Annotated in this window: 15 protein-coding genes; 11 read left to right on the top strand and 4 right to left on the bottom strand. The window is 62.8% G+C overall.

Translation table 11 applies throughout. The features are described from left to right. Window positions 1-27: 27 nt before the first annotated feature. Window positions 28-1,713, bottom strand: a complete 1,686-nt coding sequence (locus OSW16_RS25960) for a GspE/PulE family protein (RefSeq protein ID WP_267819547.1) — start codon at window positions 1,711-1,713, stop codon at window positions 28-30. A 198-nt stretch (window positions 1,714-1,911) separates the two neighbouring features. On the opposite strand from OSW16_RS25960, the gene OSW16_RS25955 reads away from it, so the two are divergent. The 8 genes from OSW16_RS25955 (at window position 1,912) to OSW16_RS25920 (ending at window position 9,140) form a co-directional block, all read left to right on the top strand. Next, window positions 1,912-2,661, top strand: coding sequence for a GntR family transcriptional regulator (locus OSW16_RS25955; protein ID WP_267819544.1), 750 nt, complete (start codon window positions 1,912-1,914; stop codon window positions 2,659-2,661). After that, window positions 2,658-4,382: a fumarate reductase/succinate dehydrogenase flavoprotein subunit gene (locus OSW16_RS25950; RefSeq protein WP_267819542.1), complete on the top strand. Its 1,725-nt coding sequence runs from the start codon at window positions 2,658-2,660 to the stop codon at window positions 4,380-4,382. The genes OSW16_RS25955 and OSW16_RS25950 overlap by 4 nt, the downstream gene beginning before the upstream one ends. Before the next feature lie 69 nt (window positions 4,383-4,451). Then, the gene (locus OSW16_RS25945) at window positions 4,452-4,697 is read left to right on the top strand and encodes a 4Fe-4S dicluster domain-containing protein (protein ID WP_267819540.1); all 246 of its coding nucleotides are present in this window, start codon (window positions 4,452-4,454) and stop codon (window positions 4,695-4,697) included. A 120-nt stretch (window positions 4,698-4,817) separates the two neighbouring features. Beyond that, window positions 4,818-6,224, top strand: a complete 1,407-nt coding sequence (locus tag OSW16_RS25940) for an ABC transporter substrate-binding protein (protein ID WP_267819538.1) — start codon at window positions 4,818-4,820, stop codon at window positions 6,222-6,224. A gap of 15 nt (window positions 6,225-6,239) precedes the next feature. Continuing rightward, entirely contained in the window at window positions 6,240-7,022 is a 783-nt protein-coding gene (locus OSW16_RS25935; RefSeq protein WP_267819536.1) for an ABC transporter permease, read from the top strand. Then, window positions 7,022-7,879 carry an ABC transporter ATP-binding protein gene (locus tag OSW16_RS25930; protein WP_267819534.1) on the top strand — a complete coding sequence of 286 codons (858 nt, stop codon included), beginning with the start codon at window positions 7,022-7,024 and terminating at the stop codon, window positions 7,877-7,879. The genes OSW16_RS25935 and OSW16_RS25930 overlap by 1 nt, the downstream gene beginning before the upstream one ends. After that, complete coding sequence (locus OSW16_RS25925) at window positions 7,876-8,841, top strand: HEAT repeat domain-containing protein (protein WP_267819532.1); 966 nt, start codon at window positions 7,876-7,878, stop codon at window positions 8,839-8,841. Before OSW16_RS25930 ends, OSW16_RS25925 begins: the two co-directional genes overlap by 4 nt. Continuing rightward, the gene (locus OSW16_RS25920) at window positions 8,841-9,140 is read left to right on the top strand and encodes a DUF971 domain-containing protein (RefSeq protein WP_267819530.1); all 300 of its coding nucleotides are present in this window, start codon (window positions 8,841-8,843) and stop codon (window positions 9,138-9,140) included. The genes OSW16_RS25925 and OSW16_RS25920 overlap by 1 nt, the downstream gene beginning before the upstream one ends. A 5-nt stretch (window positions 9,141-9,145) precedes the next feature. Here the strand turns inward: OSW16_RS25920 and OSW16_RS25915 are convergent, their stop codons facing one another. Next, entirely contained in the window at window positions 9,146-10,009 is an 864-nt protein-coding gene (locus OSW16_RS25915; protein WP_267819528.1) for an ABC transporter ATP-binding protein, read from the bottom strand. Continuing rightward, a complete protein-coding gene (locus OSW16_RS25910) occupies window positions 10,006-11,592 on the bottom strand; it encodes an ABC transporter permease (protein ID WP_267819527.1) in 1,587 nt (528 codons plus the stop codon). The genes OSW16_RS25915 and OSW16_RS25910 overlap by 4 nt, the downstream gene beginning before the upstream one ends. Before the next feature lie 298 nt (window positions 11,593-11,890). On the opposite strand from OSW16_RS25910, the gene OSW16_RS25905 reads away from it, so the two are divergent. Then, a complete protein-coding gene (locus tag OSW16_RS25905; protein ID WP_267819525.1) occupies window positions 11,891-12,934 on the top strand; it encodes an ABC transporter substrate-binding protein in 1,044 nt (347 codons plus the stop codon). 37 nt (window positions 12,935-12,971) lie between these two features. Further along, on the top strand, window positions 12,972-13,877 hold the full coding sequence (locus tag OSW16_RS25900) for a TauD/TfdA dioxygenase family protein (protein WP_267819522.1): 906 nt from the start codon (window positions 12,972-12,974) through the stop codon (window positions 13,875-13,877). A gap of 47 nt (window positions 13,878-13,924) precedes the next feature. Here OSW16_RS25900 and OSW16_RS25895 read toward each other — a convergent pair whose 3' ends face one another. Next, the gene (locus tag OSW16_RS25895; RefSeq protein ID WP_267819520.1) at window positions 13,925-14,839 is read right to left on the bottom strand and encodes a LysR family transcriptional regulator; all 915 of its coding nucleotides are present in this window, start codon (window positions 14,837-14,839) and stop codon (window positions 13,925-13,927) included. Window positions 14,840-15,039: 200 nt separating this feature from the next. Between OSW16_RS25895 and OSW16_RS25890 the strand changes: the two genes are divergently transcribed. After that, the gene (locus OSW16_RS25890; protein ID WP_418942219.1) at window positions 15,040-17,367 is read left to right on the top strand and encodes a TonB-dependent receptor; all 2,328 of its coding nucleotides are present in this window, start codon (window positions 15,040-15,042) and stop codon (window positions 17,365-17,367) included. Window positions 17,368-17,380: the final 13 nt, after the last annotated feature.

Below are 17,380 nucleotides of genomic sequence, written 5' to 3'. Positions count from 1 at the left end.
AGTTCCTCGAAAACAAGGATTTTTTGCTCACGCGCAGACCCGCAGCACTTCCTCTTGACAGGTCAGCCCACGGGCCACTTTGGCTTCCCCGCAGCGTTTCAGGTCCAGCAACCCTTCGCTCAACGCCTGTAGCCGCAAGCTGGCAAGGTCCGCCCCAGCGCCTATCCGGGCGCGTAGGTTTTCGCTCGGCACCAGCAGCTCGAACAAGCCCGTTCGGCCATGAAAGCCGGTGCCCCGACACATCAGGCAAGGCTGGCCGCTGGCCGATGCTGCGCGGCGCTGGCATTCACGGCAAATCAAGCGCACCAAGCGCTGCGCCATCACCCCACTGAGGGAGGCCTTGATCAGGTAATCGGGCACGCCAAGCTCCAACAGGCGGGTAATGGCAGCACAGCTGTCGTCGGTGTGCAGCGTCGAGAGCACCAGGTGCCCGGTAAGGGCAGCTTGCACGGCTACCAGAGCCGTCTCGCGATCACGGATCTCGCCGATCATGATGATGTCCGGGTCTTGGCGTAACAGCGCGCGTACGCCGTTGGCGAAGCTGAGGTCCAGTGTCGGCTGCACCTGCAGTTGATTGAATGCCGGCTCCAGACGCTCGATCGGGTCCTCGATGGTGCACAGGTTAACCTCCGGCGTGGCCAACTGCTTCAGGCTCGCGTAAAGCGTGCTGGTCTTGCCTGAGCCGGTAGGGCCGGTGACCAGCAGGATGCCTTGACGGCGCTGCAGCAGGGCCAGCCACTGGTGCAGTTGTTCACCTTCCAGCCCCAGGCGGTCGAAGTCTTCCTGTAGCTGTTGTGGGTCGAACAACCGCAGCACCAGCTTTTCGCCAAAGGGGGTGGGCAGCGTAGACAGGCGTAGCTCCACTTCGCGGCCACCTGGCAGGCTGCACTTCACGCGGCCATCCTGCGGGCGGCGTTTCTCCGCGACATCCATGCGGCCCAAGTGCTTCAGGCGGCTGACGACCGCCAGGGTGACGCCGGCCGGGAAGGCGTAGACCGTATGCAGGAGGCCGTCTATGCGATAGCGCAAGCGGCCCTGCTCGCGGCGCGGCTCAAGATGGATATCACTGGCGCGCTGTTCGACGGCGTACTGCAGCAGCCAGTCGACGATGTGCACGATATGCGCGTCATCTGCCGTGGCGTTGCCCAGGCGCTTGTCCTGCTCGAGCAATTGCTCGAGCTCACCGAGGCTTGCCGACTGCTGATGCTGGGCGCCTTGCACCGAGTGGGCAAGGCGAAACAGTGACTGGCCCACCTGGCGCAGTTGCAGGGGGCTGGCGAACACGCGGCGGATCGGCTTGCCCAGGCTGCGGGCCAGATCGGTTTGCCAGTCACACTGGTAAGGCTGCGCGCTGGCCACGGTGATGCTCAGGCTGTCGCTGGCCAGGATGAGTATGCCGTGGCGCTGGGCGAACGCTGGCGATATCAGCCCGTTGACCTTGGACAGGTCGAGTTGCAGTGGGTCGATACGTTCATAGGGCTGGCCGACTGTTCTGGCGAGCCATTGGCACAGGCTGTCCAGGTGCAGGCGCTGGCCGGGGTGCCGGCGGTCTGCGAGTTCCAGCGCCGCTACGGCTTCGAGCGGATGGCAAGGTGGCCGTGCGTTGGCGTATTCGAGTACTTGCCGGGCGTCGCTGGCGCTCAGGAGTTGGTCGGCTTGCAACGCGTCCAGCACGCGCTTGAGGTCGAGGGATTGATCGTCAGGGGTGTGCATGGCAGCGTCCTTGCCAGGTTATGAGGTCCTGATCAAGGCTAGCCGGGCCCGGCATCCCTGCGCCGATAAAGGATTTCTGGATTTTGCCCGCAAACCTCTCTATGCATATGCAATAACAGTATTTCACCATTAATTCTTATGCCGGCTATTCTCTGGTCACAACTTGTTATAACAAGTGCTCAATCAGTGAAGAGAACCATGGCCCAACTGCTCCCACTTTCACCGGTACCGCTGTACACCCAGCTCAAGGAATTGCTGCGCGAGCGCATACTCGACGGCACCTACGCCCCCCACAGCCGCATGCCTTCGGAAAGCGAACTGGGCAAAGCGTTCGACGTCAGCCGCATCACTGTGCGGCAGGCCTTGGGCGACCTGCAGAAGGAGGGCCTGATCTTCAAGATTCACGGCAAAGGCACCTTCGTCGCCAAGCCCAAGGCGTTTCAGAACGTGAGCACCCTGCAAGGTTTGGCCGAATCCATGACGCAGATGGGCTACGAAGTGCTGAACCGGCTGCGCAGCTTTCGCCATGTGCCCGCCAATGCGTTGGTGGCGGCACGCCTGCGGGTCGAGGAAAGCAGCCTTGTGACTGAGATTCGCCGGGTGCGCCTGATCAACCGTGAGCCGGTATCGCTGGAGCTGACCTGGTTACCGAAGGCGGTGGGGGAGAAGCTGGAAAAAGCCGACTTGGTTACCCGCGACATTTTCTTGCTGCTGGAAAACGACTGTGGCATCGCGCTTGGCCATGCTGACCTGGCCATCGATGCGGTTCTGGCCGACAGCGACCTGACCCAGGCACTGGAAGTGGAAGAGGGGGCGCCGATCATGCGCATCGAGCGCCTCACCCATGCCGCTGATGGCACACCGCTGGACTTCGAACACCTTTACTACCGCGGCGATGCCTTCCAGTACCGCCTGCGCATCGACCGTCAGAAGGGGGGCAAGGCATGAGCATCGAGACCCATGACTACGACATCATCGTCATCGGCGGTGGCACTGCTGGCCCGATGGCCGCCATCAAAGCCAAAGAGCAGGACAGAAGTCTGCGCGTGTTGCTGCTGGACAAGGCCAACGTCAAGCGCAGTGGCGCCATCAGCATGGGCATGGATGGCTTGAACAACGCGATCATCCCTGGGCACGCTACACCCGAGCAGTACACCAAGGAAATTACCGTCGCCAATGACGGGATCGTCAACCAGGCCACAGTACATGCCTATGCCACCCACAGCTTCGCAACCATTGAACAGCTCGATCGCTGGGGCGTGAAGTTCGAGAAGGACGAGACTGGCGACTACGCGGTGAAGAAGGTCCATCACATGGGCGCCTACGTGCTGCCCATGCCAGAAGGCCATGACATCAAGAAGGTGCTCTACCGCCAGCTCAAGCGGGCCCGTGTCGAGATCACCAACCGCATGGTTTGCACCCGTGTGTTGCTCGACAGCGAGGGAGCGGCTGGCGGAGTACTCGGGTTCGACTGCCGCACCGGCGAGTTTCGCGTCGTGCGGGCCAAGGCGGTGATCCTTGCCTGCGGTGCTGCCGGGCGCCTGGGCCTGCCGTCTTCGGGATACTTGATGGGGACGTACGAGAACCCCACCAATGCGGGTGATGGATACGCCATGGCCTATCACGCAGGTGCCGAACTGGCCAACCTTGAGTGCTTCCAGATCAACCCATTGATCAAGGACTACAACGGCCCTGCCTGCGCCTACGTGACGGGCCCACTGGGGGGTTATACCGCGAATAGCAAAGGCGAGCGCTTCATCGAGTGCGACTACTGGAGCGGGCAGATGATGTGGGAGTTCCATCAGGAGCTCGAAGGCGGCAATGGCCCGGTGTTCCTCAAACTGGATCACCTGGCAGAGGAGACCATCCAGAACATCGAACATATCCTGCACAGCAACGAGCGCCCCAGCCGTGGCCAGTTCCATGCCGGGCGCGGTACCGACTACCGCCAGCACATGGTCGAGATGCACATCTCCGAGATCGGTTTCTGCTCCGGGCATTCGGCTTCGGGCGTGTGGGTCAACGAGAAGGCCGAGACCAGCGTCAAGGGCCTGTACGCCGCGGGAGACATGGCTGCGGTGCCGCACAACTACATGCTCGGTGCATTCACCTATGGCTGGTTTGCTGGTGTCAATGCCGCGCAGTACGTGGCCGGGCGCGAGCTGGCCGAGGTCGATGCGGCCCAGGTCGAGCGCGAACGTGAACGCGTGTTCGCGCCGTTGCACCGCGAGTACGGCCAGCCGCCAGCGCACGTCGAGTACAAGCTGCGGCGCATGGTCAACGACTATCTGCAGCCCCCCAAGGTGACCAGGAAAATGGAAATCGGCCTGGCGCGCTTCGCCGAAATCGAGCGTGACCTTGACCAGATCAAGGCCAACAACCCTCACGAGTTGATGCGTGCGATGGAGGTGTCGGTGATCCGCGACTGTGCCGAAATGGCCGCCCGCGCTTCGCTGTTCCGCGAAGAAAGCCGCTGGGGGCTTTACCACCATCGGGTCGATTATCCCGAGCGCAACGATGGTCAGTGGTTCTGTCATTGCCACCTGAAAAAGGGCGAGGACGGTGAAATGATCAGTTTCAAGAAAGCCGTCGAACCCTACCTCATTGCATTGGATGCCGAGGAACAGACTGCCTATGACCGGCTACGGGTGAAGGCCGATGCCGCGTGAGTGGGGTGGCGTACAGCGGCCCCGGCGATCAATCACAACGAGGGCCGAAGGCCCCGAGGAATCCGTGAAATGGCCTACCAACCCCAAGAGATTTTCTTTCGCAGCAGCGCCCCGGTGACCATCGATGAAGACAAGTGCATCGCTGAAAAGGGCTGCACCGTGTGCGTTGACGTCTGCCCAATGGACCTGCTGGCCATCAACCCGGCCACCCAGAAGGCCTATATGGCCTTTGATGAATGCTGGTATTGCATGCCCTGCGAAAAAGATTGCCCTACCGGTGCAGTAAAGGTCGACATCCCTTACCTGCTGCGCTGACCCTCTCAGGCCACCCGGCACGCCACCGGACGCCCTCTGCAATGCCCCTCGTTTCCCACCACCACAAGCCTGGTGGCGGAGACGATGCCAATACTTCAAACGATTCGAGGGGAAGCACCCATGCGCCTTGTAGCAAACTTGGCCGGCCTTGCGCTGGCGCTCGCTGGCCTTAACGCCAGTGCCGAGACCATCCGTGTCGCCATCGGCACCCAGGACACTACCATCAACTGCGCCACCGGCGGCTTGCTGATTCGCGAACTTGGCCTGCTGGAGAAGTATCTGCCGCATGATGGCAGGTACAAGGATGCCCAGTACCAGGTCGAGTGGAAGAACTTCACCAGCGGTGCGCCACTGACCAACGAAATGGTCGCAGGCAAGCTCGATTTCGGTGCCATGGCCGACTTCCCTGGCTCGTTCAACGGTGTCGCCCACCTGGATGCAGGCAAACGCAGCCTGTTCATCAGTGTGCTGTCGGGCAGTGTGCACGGCAGCGGCAACGGCATCGTCGTGCCAGCGGCCTCCGCCGTGCAATCGCTGAGCGAACTCAAGGGCAAGACCATTTCTGTGCCGTTTGCCTCCACGGCCCACGGTATGCTGCTGCGCGCCATCGCTGCCCAGGGCTGGGACCCGCACAAAGACGTGCGCATCATCGCCCAGGCCCCCGAGATCGCCGGCTCCGCCTTGCGCAGCAACCGCATCGACGCCCACGCCGACTTCGTGCCGTTCGCCGAACTGTTCCCCAACCGAGGGTTCGCTCGCAAGATCTATGACGGTGCCCAGGCCAACGCGCCGACCTTCCATGGTGCCTTGGTCGATGCCCAATACGCCCGCCAATACCCCGAGGTCGTCACCGCCTACCTGCGTGCCAGCCTTGAGGCTGACCGCCTGATGGCCGCCGAGCCGGAGAAGTACAGTGAGCTGATCGAGAAGGTCACCGGGATTGAAGCCGAGGTCAATTACCTGTTCCATGGGCCGCTGGGCCTGCAAACCCGCGATCTGACCTGGAAGCCCGAGTACCGCAAAGCAGTCGCCACCTCCATCGACACCCTCAAGCTGCTGAAGAAGACCGATCGGGAGCTCGACACCCGCCAGTTCATCGATGACCAATACATCCGCGCCGCCTTCAAGCAGGCGGGTGTGGACTACGACAAGGCGCTGCAGGACTACGATCCGCTGCCGCTCAAGGCTGCTGATGCGCTGACCGGCAAACCGATCACCGATTTCAGCCGCCTGGCGCAGATCTGGGTGCGGGGGGAAGACAAGGTTCGCCACTATGCCTCGCCTGAGGCTGCCCTCGGTGCCCTTGCCCAACTTGAGCAGGAGGGCAAGGACATCCGCGCCATCTACGCCCAGGCCGCCGACAGTGGCATCAAGCTGCTGGCCAACCAGGCGTGGTTCGCGCGCAACGCCAAGGGTGAGCTGGCCGCCTTTCTGCTGAAGGATCAGGCCGAGCGGTACGCCAAGGCTCACGACGCAGAAGTGCTGGACTTCGTCAGCGCCAACCAGAAGCTGGTTGCCCAGCGCTGACCGGGAGGCATGGTAATGACCCCTGAACTCAAACGTTGGCCTCTGCGCCTTGCTTCGCTGCTTGCCTGCCTGGCGTTCTGGCAGGTGGCAGCCAGCGCCAAGCTCGACCTCGGTCTGTTCATCTTCACCTATGTGCCCACCCCCAAAGCGGTGCTGGATGCCGCAGGGCAATTGCTCACCTCCAGTGCCCTGCCGGAGCACCTGGGCAGCAGCCTGTCGCGGGTTTTTGCCGGCTATGGCGTGGCGGCGCTGCTGGGTGTGGCGCTCGGGCTGTTGATCGGCCGTTCGCAATGGGCCGAAGACACGCTGTTGCCGCCTCTTGAGGTGCTGCGGCCAATTCCGGCGGTGGCCTGGATACCGTTGGCGATCCTGATGTTCCCTTCTTCGGAGCTGTCGATGGTATTCATCACCTTTACCGGCGCGCTGTTCCCCATCTTGCTCAATACCGTGCATGGCGTAGAGGCCGTCGACCCGCGCCTGGTGGCCTCGGCGCGTAGTTTGGGCGCCGGGCGCTGGGCGATCCTGCGTGAAGTGATACTGCCTGGTGCGCTGCCCAGTATCGTCACAGGGCTTGCCATCGGCATGGGAATCTCGTGGTTCTGCCTGGTCACTGCCGAGATGATCTCAGGGCAGTTCGGCATTGGCTATTACACCTGGGAGTCATACACCTTACAGAACTACCCGCAGATCATCGTCGGCATGCTGCTGATCGGCGTGCTGGGCATGGGCAGCAGTGCACTGGTCAAGCAGCTCGGGGCACTGGCAACGCCTTGGTATCACACGCGCAGGGCCGCCTGATGAACCGCTATCGACAGGCCTTGGAGCCTGGGCGCATCGAAGGGCGCGGCCTGTCCATTCGTCTGGGCCAAGGTGCTGAAGCGTTCGAGGCAGTGCAGCGTCTGGACTTCGCCGTCGCGCCTGGTGAGTTCGTGTGCATCCTTGGGCCTTCCGGTTGTGGCAAATCAACGTTGCTAGGCGCGCTTGCCGGGCACTTGGTCCCCAACAGTGGCTCACTGACAGTGGATGATCAGGCCATCAATGGGCCGTCGCCGCAGCGCGGCATGGTGTTTCAGCATCACACCCTGCTGCCTTGGCGCAGGGTGCTCGACAACGTCGCGTTCGGCCTGAAGATGCAAGGCATGGGCAAGGCCGAGCGCCAGCGTCAGGCGCGCGAGATGCTACAGCTGGTGGGCCTGGCCGACTTTGCCGGGCGTTGGCCCAGCCAGCTGTCCGGTGGCATGCAGCAGCGCGCTGAAATCGCCCGTGTGCTGATCAATCGTCCGCGCCTGTTACTCATGGACGAACCTTTCGGCGCCCTGGACGCACAAACCCGCTCACGCATGCAGGAACTGTTGCTGGAAGTCTGGGCGCAGATCCGCACCACGGTGGTGTTCGTCACTCATGACATCGATGAAGCCTTGTTCCTGGCCGATCGCATCCTGGTGATGAGCCCGCGCCCTGGGCGTTTCATCGAGGACCTACCGCTGGACTTCCCGCGGCCACGCCGCGCCAGCGTGTTGACCAGCCCGCAATTCACCCATCTCAAACGTCATTGCCTGGCCTTGTTGCGCCACGAAGAAGGGCGCGAACTGCCACGCCTGACCCCGTTGGGCCTGCCGGACACCGACCACCCTCCGCTACGGATCGCGCTATGACTGAACGCAACATCGACAACCCGGCCATCATTGCTCTGCTGCCTCGCCTTGAACACGTCGACGCAGGTGTGCGGCGCATCGCGCTGATCGAACTGGCCGACCTGGAAGACCCTGACGGTTTGCCCTGGCTCACCGATGCGCTGCTGGTCGATGTGGCCGATGAGGTCCGCACCGAAGCCGCGCGGCTGCTCGAAGCGTGGGAAGAGCCAGAGGTGGTCCAGGCGCTATGCGCTGCGTTGGCCGACCCCGCCGAGCCGGTGCGCCTGGCCGCAGCGCAGAGTCTCAGTGAACTCAAGAGCCTGGAAGCCGGGCAACTGATACTGCCCTGGGTCAACCACGCAGCGGCCTTTGTTCGCACCAGCGCCCTGCGTGCGTTGCGTGAGCTGCGCCTGGAGGATGCCGCGGCGCCTGCGCTGCTGGCGCTGGCGGATGACGATGCGGCCGTGCGGCGTGAGGCGGTGGGCATCCTCGGTTGGCTCAAGCATCAACCCGCGTTGCCGGCGCTGGCAAGGCTGGCCGAGGGGGAACCGGACACGGACGTGCGTCGTGCAGCTATTGGTGCGCTTGGGCTTGCGCGTGACAGCTGCGTGCTGCCTGCGCTGGTGGCAGCGTTGAACGATACGGCCTGGCAAGTGCGTGAAGAAGCCGCGACCACCCTGGGCAAGGTCGGTCAGGCTGAGGCTGGGCCGGCGCTGGTGGATGCACTGGCCGATGGTTTCTGGCAGGTGCGCCTGCGTGCAGCGCGTTCACTGGGCCGCCTGCGCTACGCCGCTGCAGTGGATGCCCTCGGCGAACTGCTCGGCCATGGCATCGCCAACCTGCGCAAGGAGGCGGCCTTGGCCCTCGGCGAACTGGGCCAAGCGCGTGCCTTGCCGATGCTGCAGGCAGCGGAGGCTGATAGCGACCCGGAGGTGCGAAAGGCGGTGCGCATTGCCTTGGCGCAATTGCGCGGGGTGGCGTAATGAACGCGCCGGGTGCAATCAGCAACCTGCGCGGTGCTGGGCAGTTGCTATTGGAGTGGGAGGATGGGGAGCAGAGTATCAGCCATGCTCGCTTGCGCGGTGCATGCCCTTGCTCGCAATGCCGCGCCGCGCGCTTGCTGGGCGGCATTGCGGTGGTTGCCGCCGATGTCCGCATCGAACGGATCGAAACGCAGGGGTATGGCGTGCAGCTGGTATTCAGCGATGGCCACGAGCGGGGGATCTATCCTTGGGCGTACTTGTACGGTCTGGGCAGATACTGCTCCACAGCTACCGCCTGATTCAGTCAGAGCGCAATCAGCTCCGGCCGCAACCCCTCCACCCGCCGCGTTGGCGGCGGCAGGTAACCGCCATCACCGGTGATCAGGTGCAGCACCTGCTCACGCAGCCCATGCAGCGCCACGCCTGTGCGCAGCCGCGGGTGCGGTAGATCAATCTCGACCACCGACTTGATTCGGCCCGGGCGCGGCTCCAGCACCACTACGCGGTCTGCCAGGTAAGTTGCTTCCTCGGCGTCGTGGGTGACCAGCAACGTGGTGATGCCGGCACGTTCGCGGATGGCCAGCAGTTCATCCTGTAACTGCTGGCGGGTCAACGCATCGAGCGCACCGAACGGCTCATCCAGCAGCAGGATGCGAGGGCTGGCCACCAAGCCTCGGGCGATGGCCACGCGTTGGGCCATACCACCGGAAAGCTGATGCGGGTAGGCAGACTCGAAGCCGACCAGGCCTACCAGCAGCACGAACTCATGCACGCGGCGGGCACGCTCGCCTTGAGTCAGCTGCTCATTGACCAGCCCCAGGGCGATGTTCTGCTCCACCGTCAGCCACGGGAACAAACGATGCTCCTGGAATACGATGCCACGCTCGCCACCGATGCCGCTCACCGGCTGGCCATCGACACGAATGCTGCCGCTGTAGTCCGTGTCCAGCCCGACCAACAAGCGCAGCAGGGTGGACTTGCCGCATCCGGAGGCGCCGACGATGGCGATGAACTCGCCCTCGTTGATCGATAAATTGAAATTGCGGATGGCTTCCAAGGCGTGTCCATCGACGGTGAAAACCTTACCCACCCCGTCAAAGCTCACCAACGCTGGCGTGGTATCAGGTTGGTTGGCCGCAAGCAGCTGTGAAGTGTTGAAAGCGTTCATGCGGTTCTCCAGCGCGTGGCGCGCAGTTCGAGGCGTTGTCCAAGGTTGCCCAGCAGGGCGCCGACCAGGCCGATCACGAGCATGGCGGCCATGACCTGGTCCATGCGGAACAGCTGTTGTGCGCCTATCATCAGGCTGGCGATGCCGCCGTCTGAAGGCATGAAATATTCAGCCCCGATGGTGCCTAGCCAGGCATAGATCAGCGACAGACGCAGCCCGGCAAAGATGGCCGGAGCAGCGCCGGGCAGCACCAGCAGGCGCAGGCGTTGCCACAGGTTCAGGCGCAGCGTGCGGCCAGCTTCGCCCAGTTGTGGCGAGAGGCTGGCTATACCGCGCTGCGTAGCGATCAGCAGGGGGAAGAATGCTGCCAGGCCGACAAATACATTCTTGGCGCCCTCACCCAGGCCGAACCAGGCCGTCAGCAGCGGCACCCAGGCGAACAACGCCACCTGGCGCAACGCCGAAAGGCTTGGTCCGAACAGGCGCTCGGCGTTGTGTGAAAGCCCCAGCAACAGGCCCGACAGCAACCCCGCACTGCCGCCAAGCACCAAGCCGATCAAGGTGCGCTGCAGGCTCAGCAGCATGGCTTCAGGCAGCGAGCCATCGGCCAGGCCTGTGAATAGCGTGCGCACGACATCCAAGGGCGAGGTCAGAATGTTTTGATCGATCCAGCCGAAGCTGCTGCTCGCCTGCCAGAGCAGCAGCAGGGCCACGGGCAGCAATAGGCTCAGCCAGCCTGTGGGCAGTGGCACACGCTGGTGTTCGCCCGTGGCCGGTTGCGGCCAATACAGCAGGCGCTTCTCCAGCGTCGAAAAGCCTCGGTCCATGAGCCCACCGACCAGTCCGATCACCAGGATGCACAGCAGCACCAGGTCCAGCATGAACAGTTGCCTGCCCCATACCATCAAATAACCGATGCCTTCGCTGGAGGCCAGCAGCTCAACGGCCAGCAACGAGGTCCAGCCGGTAGCCAGAGCCAGGCGTACGCCAGTGAGGAAAGCGGGCAGGGCGGCGGGCAGCAGCAGGCGGAGCAATAGCAGATGAGGCGGCAGGCGCAATGCCGCAGCCGCTTCACGCAGCTTGGGTTGGGCATCGCGTACGCCGACCAGCGTATGCAGGGTCACCGGCACCACCACGGCTTTTACCAGTACGACCAGTTTGAGCAGTTCCCCGATACCGAAAAACAGCATGAACAGTGGGATCCACGCCAAGGTAGGGATCTGTGCCAGCGCCACGAAGGTCGGCAGCACCAGCGTCTGCGCATGGCGCGAAGTCCCGAGCCACGCTCCCAGCAGCAAGCCGCTGGCAATTCCCACCAGCAATCCCCAGCACAGCCGCTGCAGACTTATCCACAAATGCCCCCAAAGTTCACCAGAGCCAAATTCCACGGCGCTTTGCCAGACCAGTGAGGGCGCAGGCAGTACCTGCTCGCTCATCCAGTGCTGCCGGCTCGCCGCCACCCACAACAGGGCGATCAACATCGGCAACAACACCGCAAGTACGCGGGAGCGGCCTTGGGCCGTGGAGGGGCTGTGTAGCGGCCCTCTCCGTCGCCACGCTCCTTTGCTCAGAATTCCATTCATCGGCCCATCTCTCGAAGAGTTTGAAGTTTATTCGTTTATGGAATTAAAAATTCACATATGCGCACTTCAAGAGATAAGAGCATGCGCAACTTGCATACGGAAGCCTCATGTCATTGCGTTTTCGTCATATTTTTCATGCGTTTTCCGCAAGCCGTCCGCCAAGCCGCGTACTGCGTGGTTTATGCCTTTGAGCTACTGAAAAATGAGGTTTTGATATTTGTAGCTTCTAACCAGACCTGCCTAGCTTCTGGCCAAAGCGCCGGCCATCGCCGGTGGCAGCCTGCCAAGGAGCCTTGCCATGAAAACCCCGCTGCGCCACCTGACCACCGCCCTCGGGCTGCTCGTTTTGTTCGCCTCCAGCGCTCAAGCAGCCGATTCGGCCAAGCCTGAGAGCATCCGCATCGCCGTGCCCGATCTGAGCGCTGGCAGCAAGCACAGCGCTGGCGGTGTCGTCGATGTGCTGCGTGACCAGCAGCTGCTGGAAAAGGAATTTGCCAAGGACGGTATTCGTATCGACTGGCGGTTCTTCAAGGGTGCCGGGCCGGTGGTCAACGAGGCACTGGCCAATGGGCAGGCCGACTTCGCCTACCTGGGGGACCTGGCCGCGATCGTCGGCAAGGCCAATGGCCTCGACACCCGTGTGCTGGCTGCCGGTGTGCGTGGGGTGAAAAGCTATTTGGGCGTCGTACCAGGGTCGGGCATCAAGACCTTGCACGACCTCAAGGGCAAGCGCGTCGCGGTGTTCCGCGGCACAGCCAACCAGCTGTCGTTTGCCAGCGCCCTCGCCAGCCAAGGGCTGTCTGAGCGCGATTTGAAAGTGATCAACCTCGATTTCAATGCAGCCAACGCCGCGCTCGCCGCCAAGCAGATCGACGCCACTTGGGGCCTTGCCAGCCTGCTTTCGTTGCGTGAGCGCGGCCTGGTCGAGCTACCCGTCAACTCCCGCGACCTGGAAGGCGCCGGTAGCACTCAGGCGGTATTGCTGGGTACCGGCGAGTTCATCGGCAAATACCCCGAGCTGGTTCAGCGGCTGGTCAACGCCCAGCAGCAGGCAACCCGCTGGCTGCGCGACGAACACAACCGCGATGCCTTCGTCGATCTGGTGGCAAGCAATGCAAGCTGGCCGCGCAGCATCCTCAGTGACGACCTGGCCAAGGAAGACCTTGCCCACTACTTCGACCCGCGCCTGGATGCCGACTTCCTCGCCCAGTTGCAACAAGGTGTCGACCTTGCGGCGCGGGAGCGCCTTATCCGCCGCAGCTTCCAGGTAGCTGACTGGGTCGAGCCGCGCTTCCTCGATAGCGCGTTGCAACAGGAACAACCCGTACAAGCCGCCCGCTGAACGCTTGACCCCAACAATGACCGTGAGGACCACGACCATGAGTACTGCTGCACTGGCCACTGCGCCGCAAGCCCTCGAACTCGATATCCAACCTGTCGCCGGTCGTATCGGCGCGCACATTCGTGGCGTGAAGCTCTCCGCCGACCTCGACGCCGCCACGGTCGCGGCTATTCAGGCTGCCCTTGTGCAGTACAAGGTGATCTTCTTCCGCGGCCAAGCTCATCTGGATGACCAAACCCAGGAAGGCTTCGCCAAGCTGCTGGGCGAGCCGGTCGCTCACCCCACCGTGCCGGTGGTCGACGGCACCCGCTATCTGCTTCAGCTCGACGGTGCCGAAGGTCAGCGGGCCAACTCCTGGCATACCGACGTGACCTTCATCGATGCCTACCCCAAGGCCTCGATCCTGCGCAGCGTGGTCGCGCCAGCCTCAGGCGGGGATACCGTGTGGGCCAATACGGCTGCCGCCTATCAGGAGCTGCCCGAGCCGTTGCGCGCCCTGGCCGACGAACTCTGGGCGGTGCACAGCAACGAATATGACTACGCCAGCATCAAGCCGGATGTGGACCCAGCCAAGCTCGAGCGTTATCGCCAAGTCTTCACCTCGACGGTGTACGAGACCGAGCACCCGGTGGTGCGGGTGCACCCGATCAGTGGCGAGCGGGCGCTGCAGCTGGGGCACTTCGTCAAACGCATAAAGGGCTACTCGCTGGCCGACTCGCAGCACCTGTTCGCGGTGCTGCAAGGACATGTCACTCGCCTGGAAAACACCGTGCGCTGGCGCTGGGAAGCGGGGGATGTGGCGATCTGGGACAACCGAGCGACGCAGCATTATGCGGTGGATGATTACGGCACCCAGCCGCGCATCGTGCGCCGGGTGACCTTGGCCGGTGAGGTACCGGTTGGGGTTGATGGGCAACGGAGCCGGACTACGCGCAAAGGCTGATAGCGTCAGGGCCGCGTTGCGGCCCTATCGCGGCGCCAGGTCGCTGCTTACTCTTCGGCATCACAGGCCACCAACTGCCTGACCATTCCCTGCGCCAATGGCGACAACCCATACCCCACCCGGCTCACCACGCCATAGCGAGTGTAGAAAGACTCCTCCTGCTCCGGCGCCAGGTCCGCCAACCGCAGCGGCGTCAGCCCCTGCCCCGACTGATAAGGCCGCAAATTGGCACTGCAGGCAATGCCGATGGTGTCCGAGTGCATCACCACGTTGAGCAATGCATAACCATGCTCGCACTCTACCGAGGGTAGAAAGTCCTGCCTGCCGCTCAGTTCACTGAGGATCTTGCGGATGTTCGGCGGGCGGAAAGTGGTCGCCAGCGGGTAATCGAATACATCCCGCGCATTAACCCAGGGGCGCTCGGTCAGTGGGTGTCCGGCGCGGCAGCAAAAGTGCCAGCGCTGTGGTGTCAGCTTGTGAACCCGGTAGTCCGGGTCGGACTCGAACTGGCGGGTGTCGGCAACGAAGAATTCGATCTCCTCGGCAATCAGCTTGCGGTTCAAGGCCTGCCAGTTATCCACCTGAAAGCAGGTACGTGCCGCCGGGAATTCGGCGACGAAGCGCGCGACTGCCCGTGGTACCAGGCCACCCGCGGGGGCAGGGCCCGAGCCGAAGCGCACGACGCCCGTGGTGGCGCCATTGAACTGGTGGATTTCGTTGACCAGATTGTGCGCGCCATGCACCAGCCGGCGGGAGTGCTCCAGCACCAACAGGCCCTGACGGGTGGGTGAAAGATCCTTGCTGGCGCGGTCGACCAAGCGGCAGCCGACGTTGTGCTCCAAGGTCTGGATGCTGCGGCTGAAGGCCGATTGCGACAGGTTCACCGCAGCCGCCGCAGCGACGAAACTGCGGTGTTCGACAAGGGCGATGAAGTGGCGGAGCTGGCGAAGGTCGATATGCATTTTTTACATGAAAACTTTCGGTCGAATGCAATTGATGAACAGGCTGAGCACCCTTATAAAGGCTGTTACTTATTCCTCAAAATATGAATAGAACATATTTATATCTCTTAAAAGAATATAAGCCCCTCTAGCCGCGATTCGGTTCCGCCAACGGAAATGCTCGCCAGGGCAATGCCTCAAGGAGCATTTGCATGTCCCGAATTTCCCGTTGGCCTGCGCGCGCGTCGCGCTTTACCTTGCAGCCTTTGGCCGCCGGCGTTCTGCTGGCGGCTTCCAGTGCCAGCTTCGCCGAAGAACCGGTCGACACTGCCCCCGCCGTGGAGCAGGACGCCAAGCTTGGCACTGTCACCGTCAATGCCCGTCGCCGTGAGGAAACCGCGCAAAGCGTGCCCACGCCGATCAGCGTGCTCGACAGCGAGACCCTGGAAACACAGCGCATCTACCGTGTCCAGGACCTGCAACAACTGGTGCCCAGCACCAACGTGTCCTATGTGCATGCTCGCCAGTCGAGCATCTCGATCCGCGGCCTGGGCAACAACCCGGCCAGCGATGGCCTGGAAGGCAGCGTCGGCATCTACCTGGACAACGTCTATCTCGGGCGCCCTGGCATGGCGGTATTCGACCTGCTGGATGTCGAACAACTGGAAGTACTGCGGGGTCCGCAAGGTACGCTGTTCGGCAAGAACACCACGGCAGGCGTGCTGAACATCGTCTCGCGCAAACCGACCTTTCACCGTGAGGGCAGCATCCAGCAGTCCATTGGCGAGGATGGTTACCTGCAGACCCAGGGCAGTTTTTCCGGGCCGATCAGCGACACCTTGGCCGGGCGCATCAGTGCCTACCGAACCGAAGACGACGGCTATGTGAAGAACATCCACAACGGCGATCATCTGAACGGGGGCAAGCGGCAGGGCTTTCGGACCCAGTTGCTGTTCCAGCCGAGCGAAACCTTCAACCTGCGCTGGATCGGTGAGTACAACGAAGAGGATTCCAACAACGGCATCCTCAGCCTGTACAGCTCCGGGCCGACCATCAATGGTGTCAATCGTTACGAAAGCCTGGCTGCCCAGGCCGGTGCCACACTGGTTTCGGGCAAGGACCGCAAGGTCAATTTCGATTCCGACCAGCAGGTAACCGTGTTCCAGGGAGGCACCTCGGTAGAAGCCAACTGGACCCTGCCCAACGACTTCACCCTCACCTCGATAACCGCCTACCGCTGGTGGGACTTCACCCCGCGCAACGACGATGGTCTCAACGTGCCGGTGGCCTACAACGCCGGGGTCGCGGTGCGCGACAAGCAGTATTCACAGGAAATCCGCCTGGCGTCGCCCACCGGGGGGCTTTTCGATTATGTGCTCGGTGCCTATTACTTCAAGCAGGACCTGGACAACAAATCGTTCACCTATTACGGCCCGCAGGCCGACGTCTGGAACGCTACGCCCGCCGGTGCCCTGAACGACGTCACAACACTGGGTGACGGGCACATCGATACCGACAGCTATGCCCTGTTCGCCCAAGGCACCTGGCACATCACCGACCGCCTCGACTTCACCGCCGGTGTGCGCGGCACCTACGAAGAGAAGAGCGCCTCGGTGACACGGGATGCGCCGGTGGGCGGTGCGCCGGTGACCGGCGCCGCTGCTGCGGCGCGCCAAGGCAGGGTAGGGGCCTACGACTCGGGTGACCTCAACCAGTACAGCTTCAGCCCCTCCGGGCTGCTCGGCCTGAGTTACCGCTTCAACGAGCAACTGCTGGGCTACGCCACCCTGACCCACGGTGAAAAATCCGGAGGGATCAACCTGACTGTCGGCGCGGCGCCGCGGCTGGGCACAGATTCCTTGGTGGTCGGTACAGAGCGGGTCAACAACGCTGAAGTCGGTCTCAAGAGCACCCTGTTCGATGACCGTCTGCAGCTCAATGCCAACCTGTTCTGGGCCGAGGTGCATGGCTACCAGGCCAACGTCTACGACCAGACCAACCGCGTGCAGTACCTGGCCAATGCCGGGCGCGTGCGTTCGCGGGGGCTTGAGTTCGAGGCTACCGCGCTGCCGATCCGTGGGCTGACGGTCAACTTCAATGGCTCGTGGAATGACGTGCGTTACACCGAATACGACGATGCGCCATGCCCGCCCGAGGTCAGCCTGGTCAATGCCACCGCCACTTGCGACCTGTCCGGCCACCAGGTGGTCGGCGCCTCCAAGTACATCGCCAACCTCAACGGCCAGTACAAGTGGCAGTTGACCGAGCACATCGAGCCTTACGTCACCGCCAGCTATGCCTTCCGCTCCAAGGCGGTCGGCACCATCGATGATTCCGACTTCGGCCAGATCCCCAGCTACGCGCTGGTCAATCTGTCCACGGGTGTACGCCTGGACCAGGGCGACGGGGTACTCGATCTGTCGCTGTGGGTGAAGAACGCCGGCGACAAGACCTATTTCACCAGTTTGTGGAATTCCGCCAACGGCGGGTATGCCGGCGTGCTCGGCACCCCGCGCACCTTCGGCGCCACCGCCCGCTACGATTTCTGAGCACAAGGAGCTT

It is taken from the genome of Pseudomonas putida (genome assembly GCF_026625125.1).
Classification (GTDB): Bacteria; Pseudomonadota; Gammaproteobacteria; order Pseudomonadales; family Pseudomonadaceae; genus Aquipseudomonas; species Aquipseudomonas putida_X.
The sequence above is the reverse complement of the archived record's forward strand: the minus strand, read 5'-3'. Positions and strand labels throughout refer to the sequence as shown.

Excerpts from the sequence above, each read along its gene's own strand:
- OSW16_RS25930 (WP_267819534.1), top strand. The coding sequence starts at position 7,022 with ATGAACCGCTATCGACAGGCCTTGGAGCCTGGGCGCATCGAAGGGCGC.
- OSW16_RS25955 (WP_267819544.1), top strand. The coding sequence starts at position 1,912 with ATGGCCCAACTGCTCCCACTTTCACCGGTACCGCTGTACACCCAGCTC.
- OSW16_RS25910 (WP_267819527.1), bottom strand. The coding sequence starts at position 11,592 with ATGAATGGAATTCTGAGCAAAGGAGCGTGGCGACGGAGAGGGCCGCTA.
- OSW16_RS25905 (WP_267819525.1), top strand. The coding sequence starts at position 11,891 with ATGAAAACCCCGCTGCGCCACCTGACCACCGCCCTCGGGCTGCTCGTT.
- OSW16_RS25935 (WP_267819536.1), top strand. The coding sequence starts at position 6,240 with ATGACCCCTGAACTCAAACGTTGGCCTCTGCGCCTTGCTTCGCTGCTT.
- OSW16_RS25925 (WP_267819532.1), top strand. The coding sequence starts at position 7,876 with ATGACTGAACGCAACATCGACAACCCGGCCATCATTGCTCTGCTGCCT.
- OSW16_RS25945 (WP_267819540.1), top strand. The coding sequence starts at position 4,452 with ATGGCCTACCAACCCCAAGAGATTTTCTTTCGCAGCAGCGCCCCGGTG.
- OSW16_RS25950 (WP_267819542.1), top strand. The coding sequence starts at position 2,658 with ATGAGCATCGAGACCCATGACTACGACATCATCGTCATCGGCGGTGGC.
- OSW16_RS25895 (WP_267819520.1), bottom strand. The coding sequence starts at position 14,839 with ATGCATATCGACCTTCGCCAGCTCCGCCACTTCATCGCCCTTGTCGAA.
- OSW16_RS25940 (WP_267819538.1), top strand. The coding sequence starts at position 4,818 with ATGCGCCTTGTAGCAAACTTGGCCGGCCTTGCGCTGGCGCTCGCTGGC.
- OSW16_RS25915 (WP_267819528.1), bottom strand. The coding sequence starts at position 10,009 with ATGAACGCTTTCAACACTTCACAGCTGCTTGCGGCCAACCAACCTGAT.
- OSW16_RS25920 (WP_267819530.1), top strand. The coding sequence starts at position 8,841 with ATGAACGCGCCGGGTGCAATCAGCAACCTGCGCGGTGCTGGGCAGTTG.
- OSW16_RS25960 (WP_267819547.1), bottom strand. The coding sequence starts at position 1,713 with ATGCACACCCCTGACGATCAATCCCTCGACCTCAAGCGCGTGCTGGAC.
- OSW16_RS25900 (WP_267819522.1), top strand. The coding sequence starts at position 12,972 with ATGAGTACTGCTGCACTGGCCACTGCGCCGCAAGCCCTCGAACTCGAT.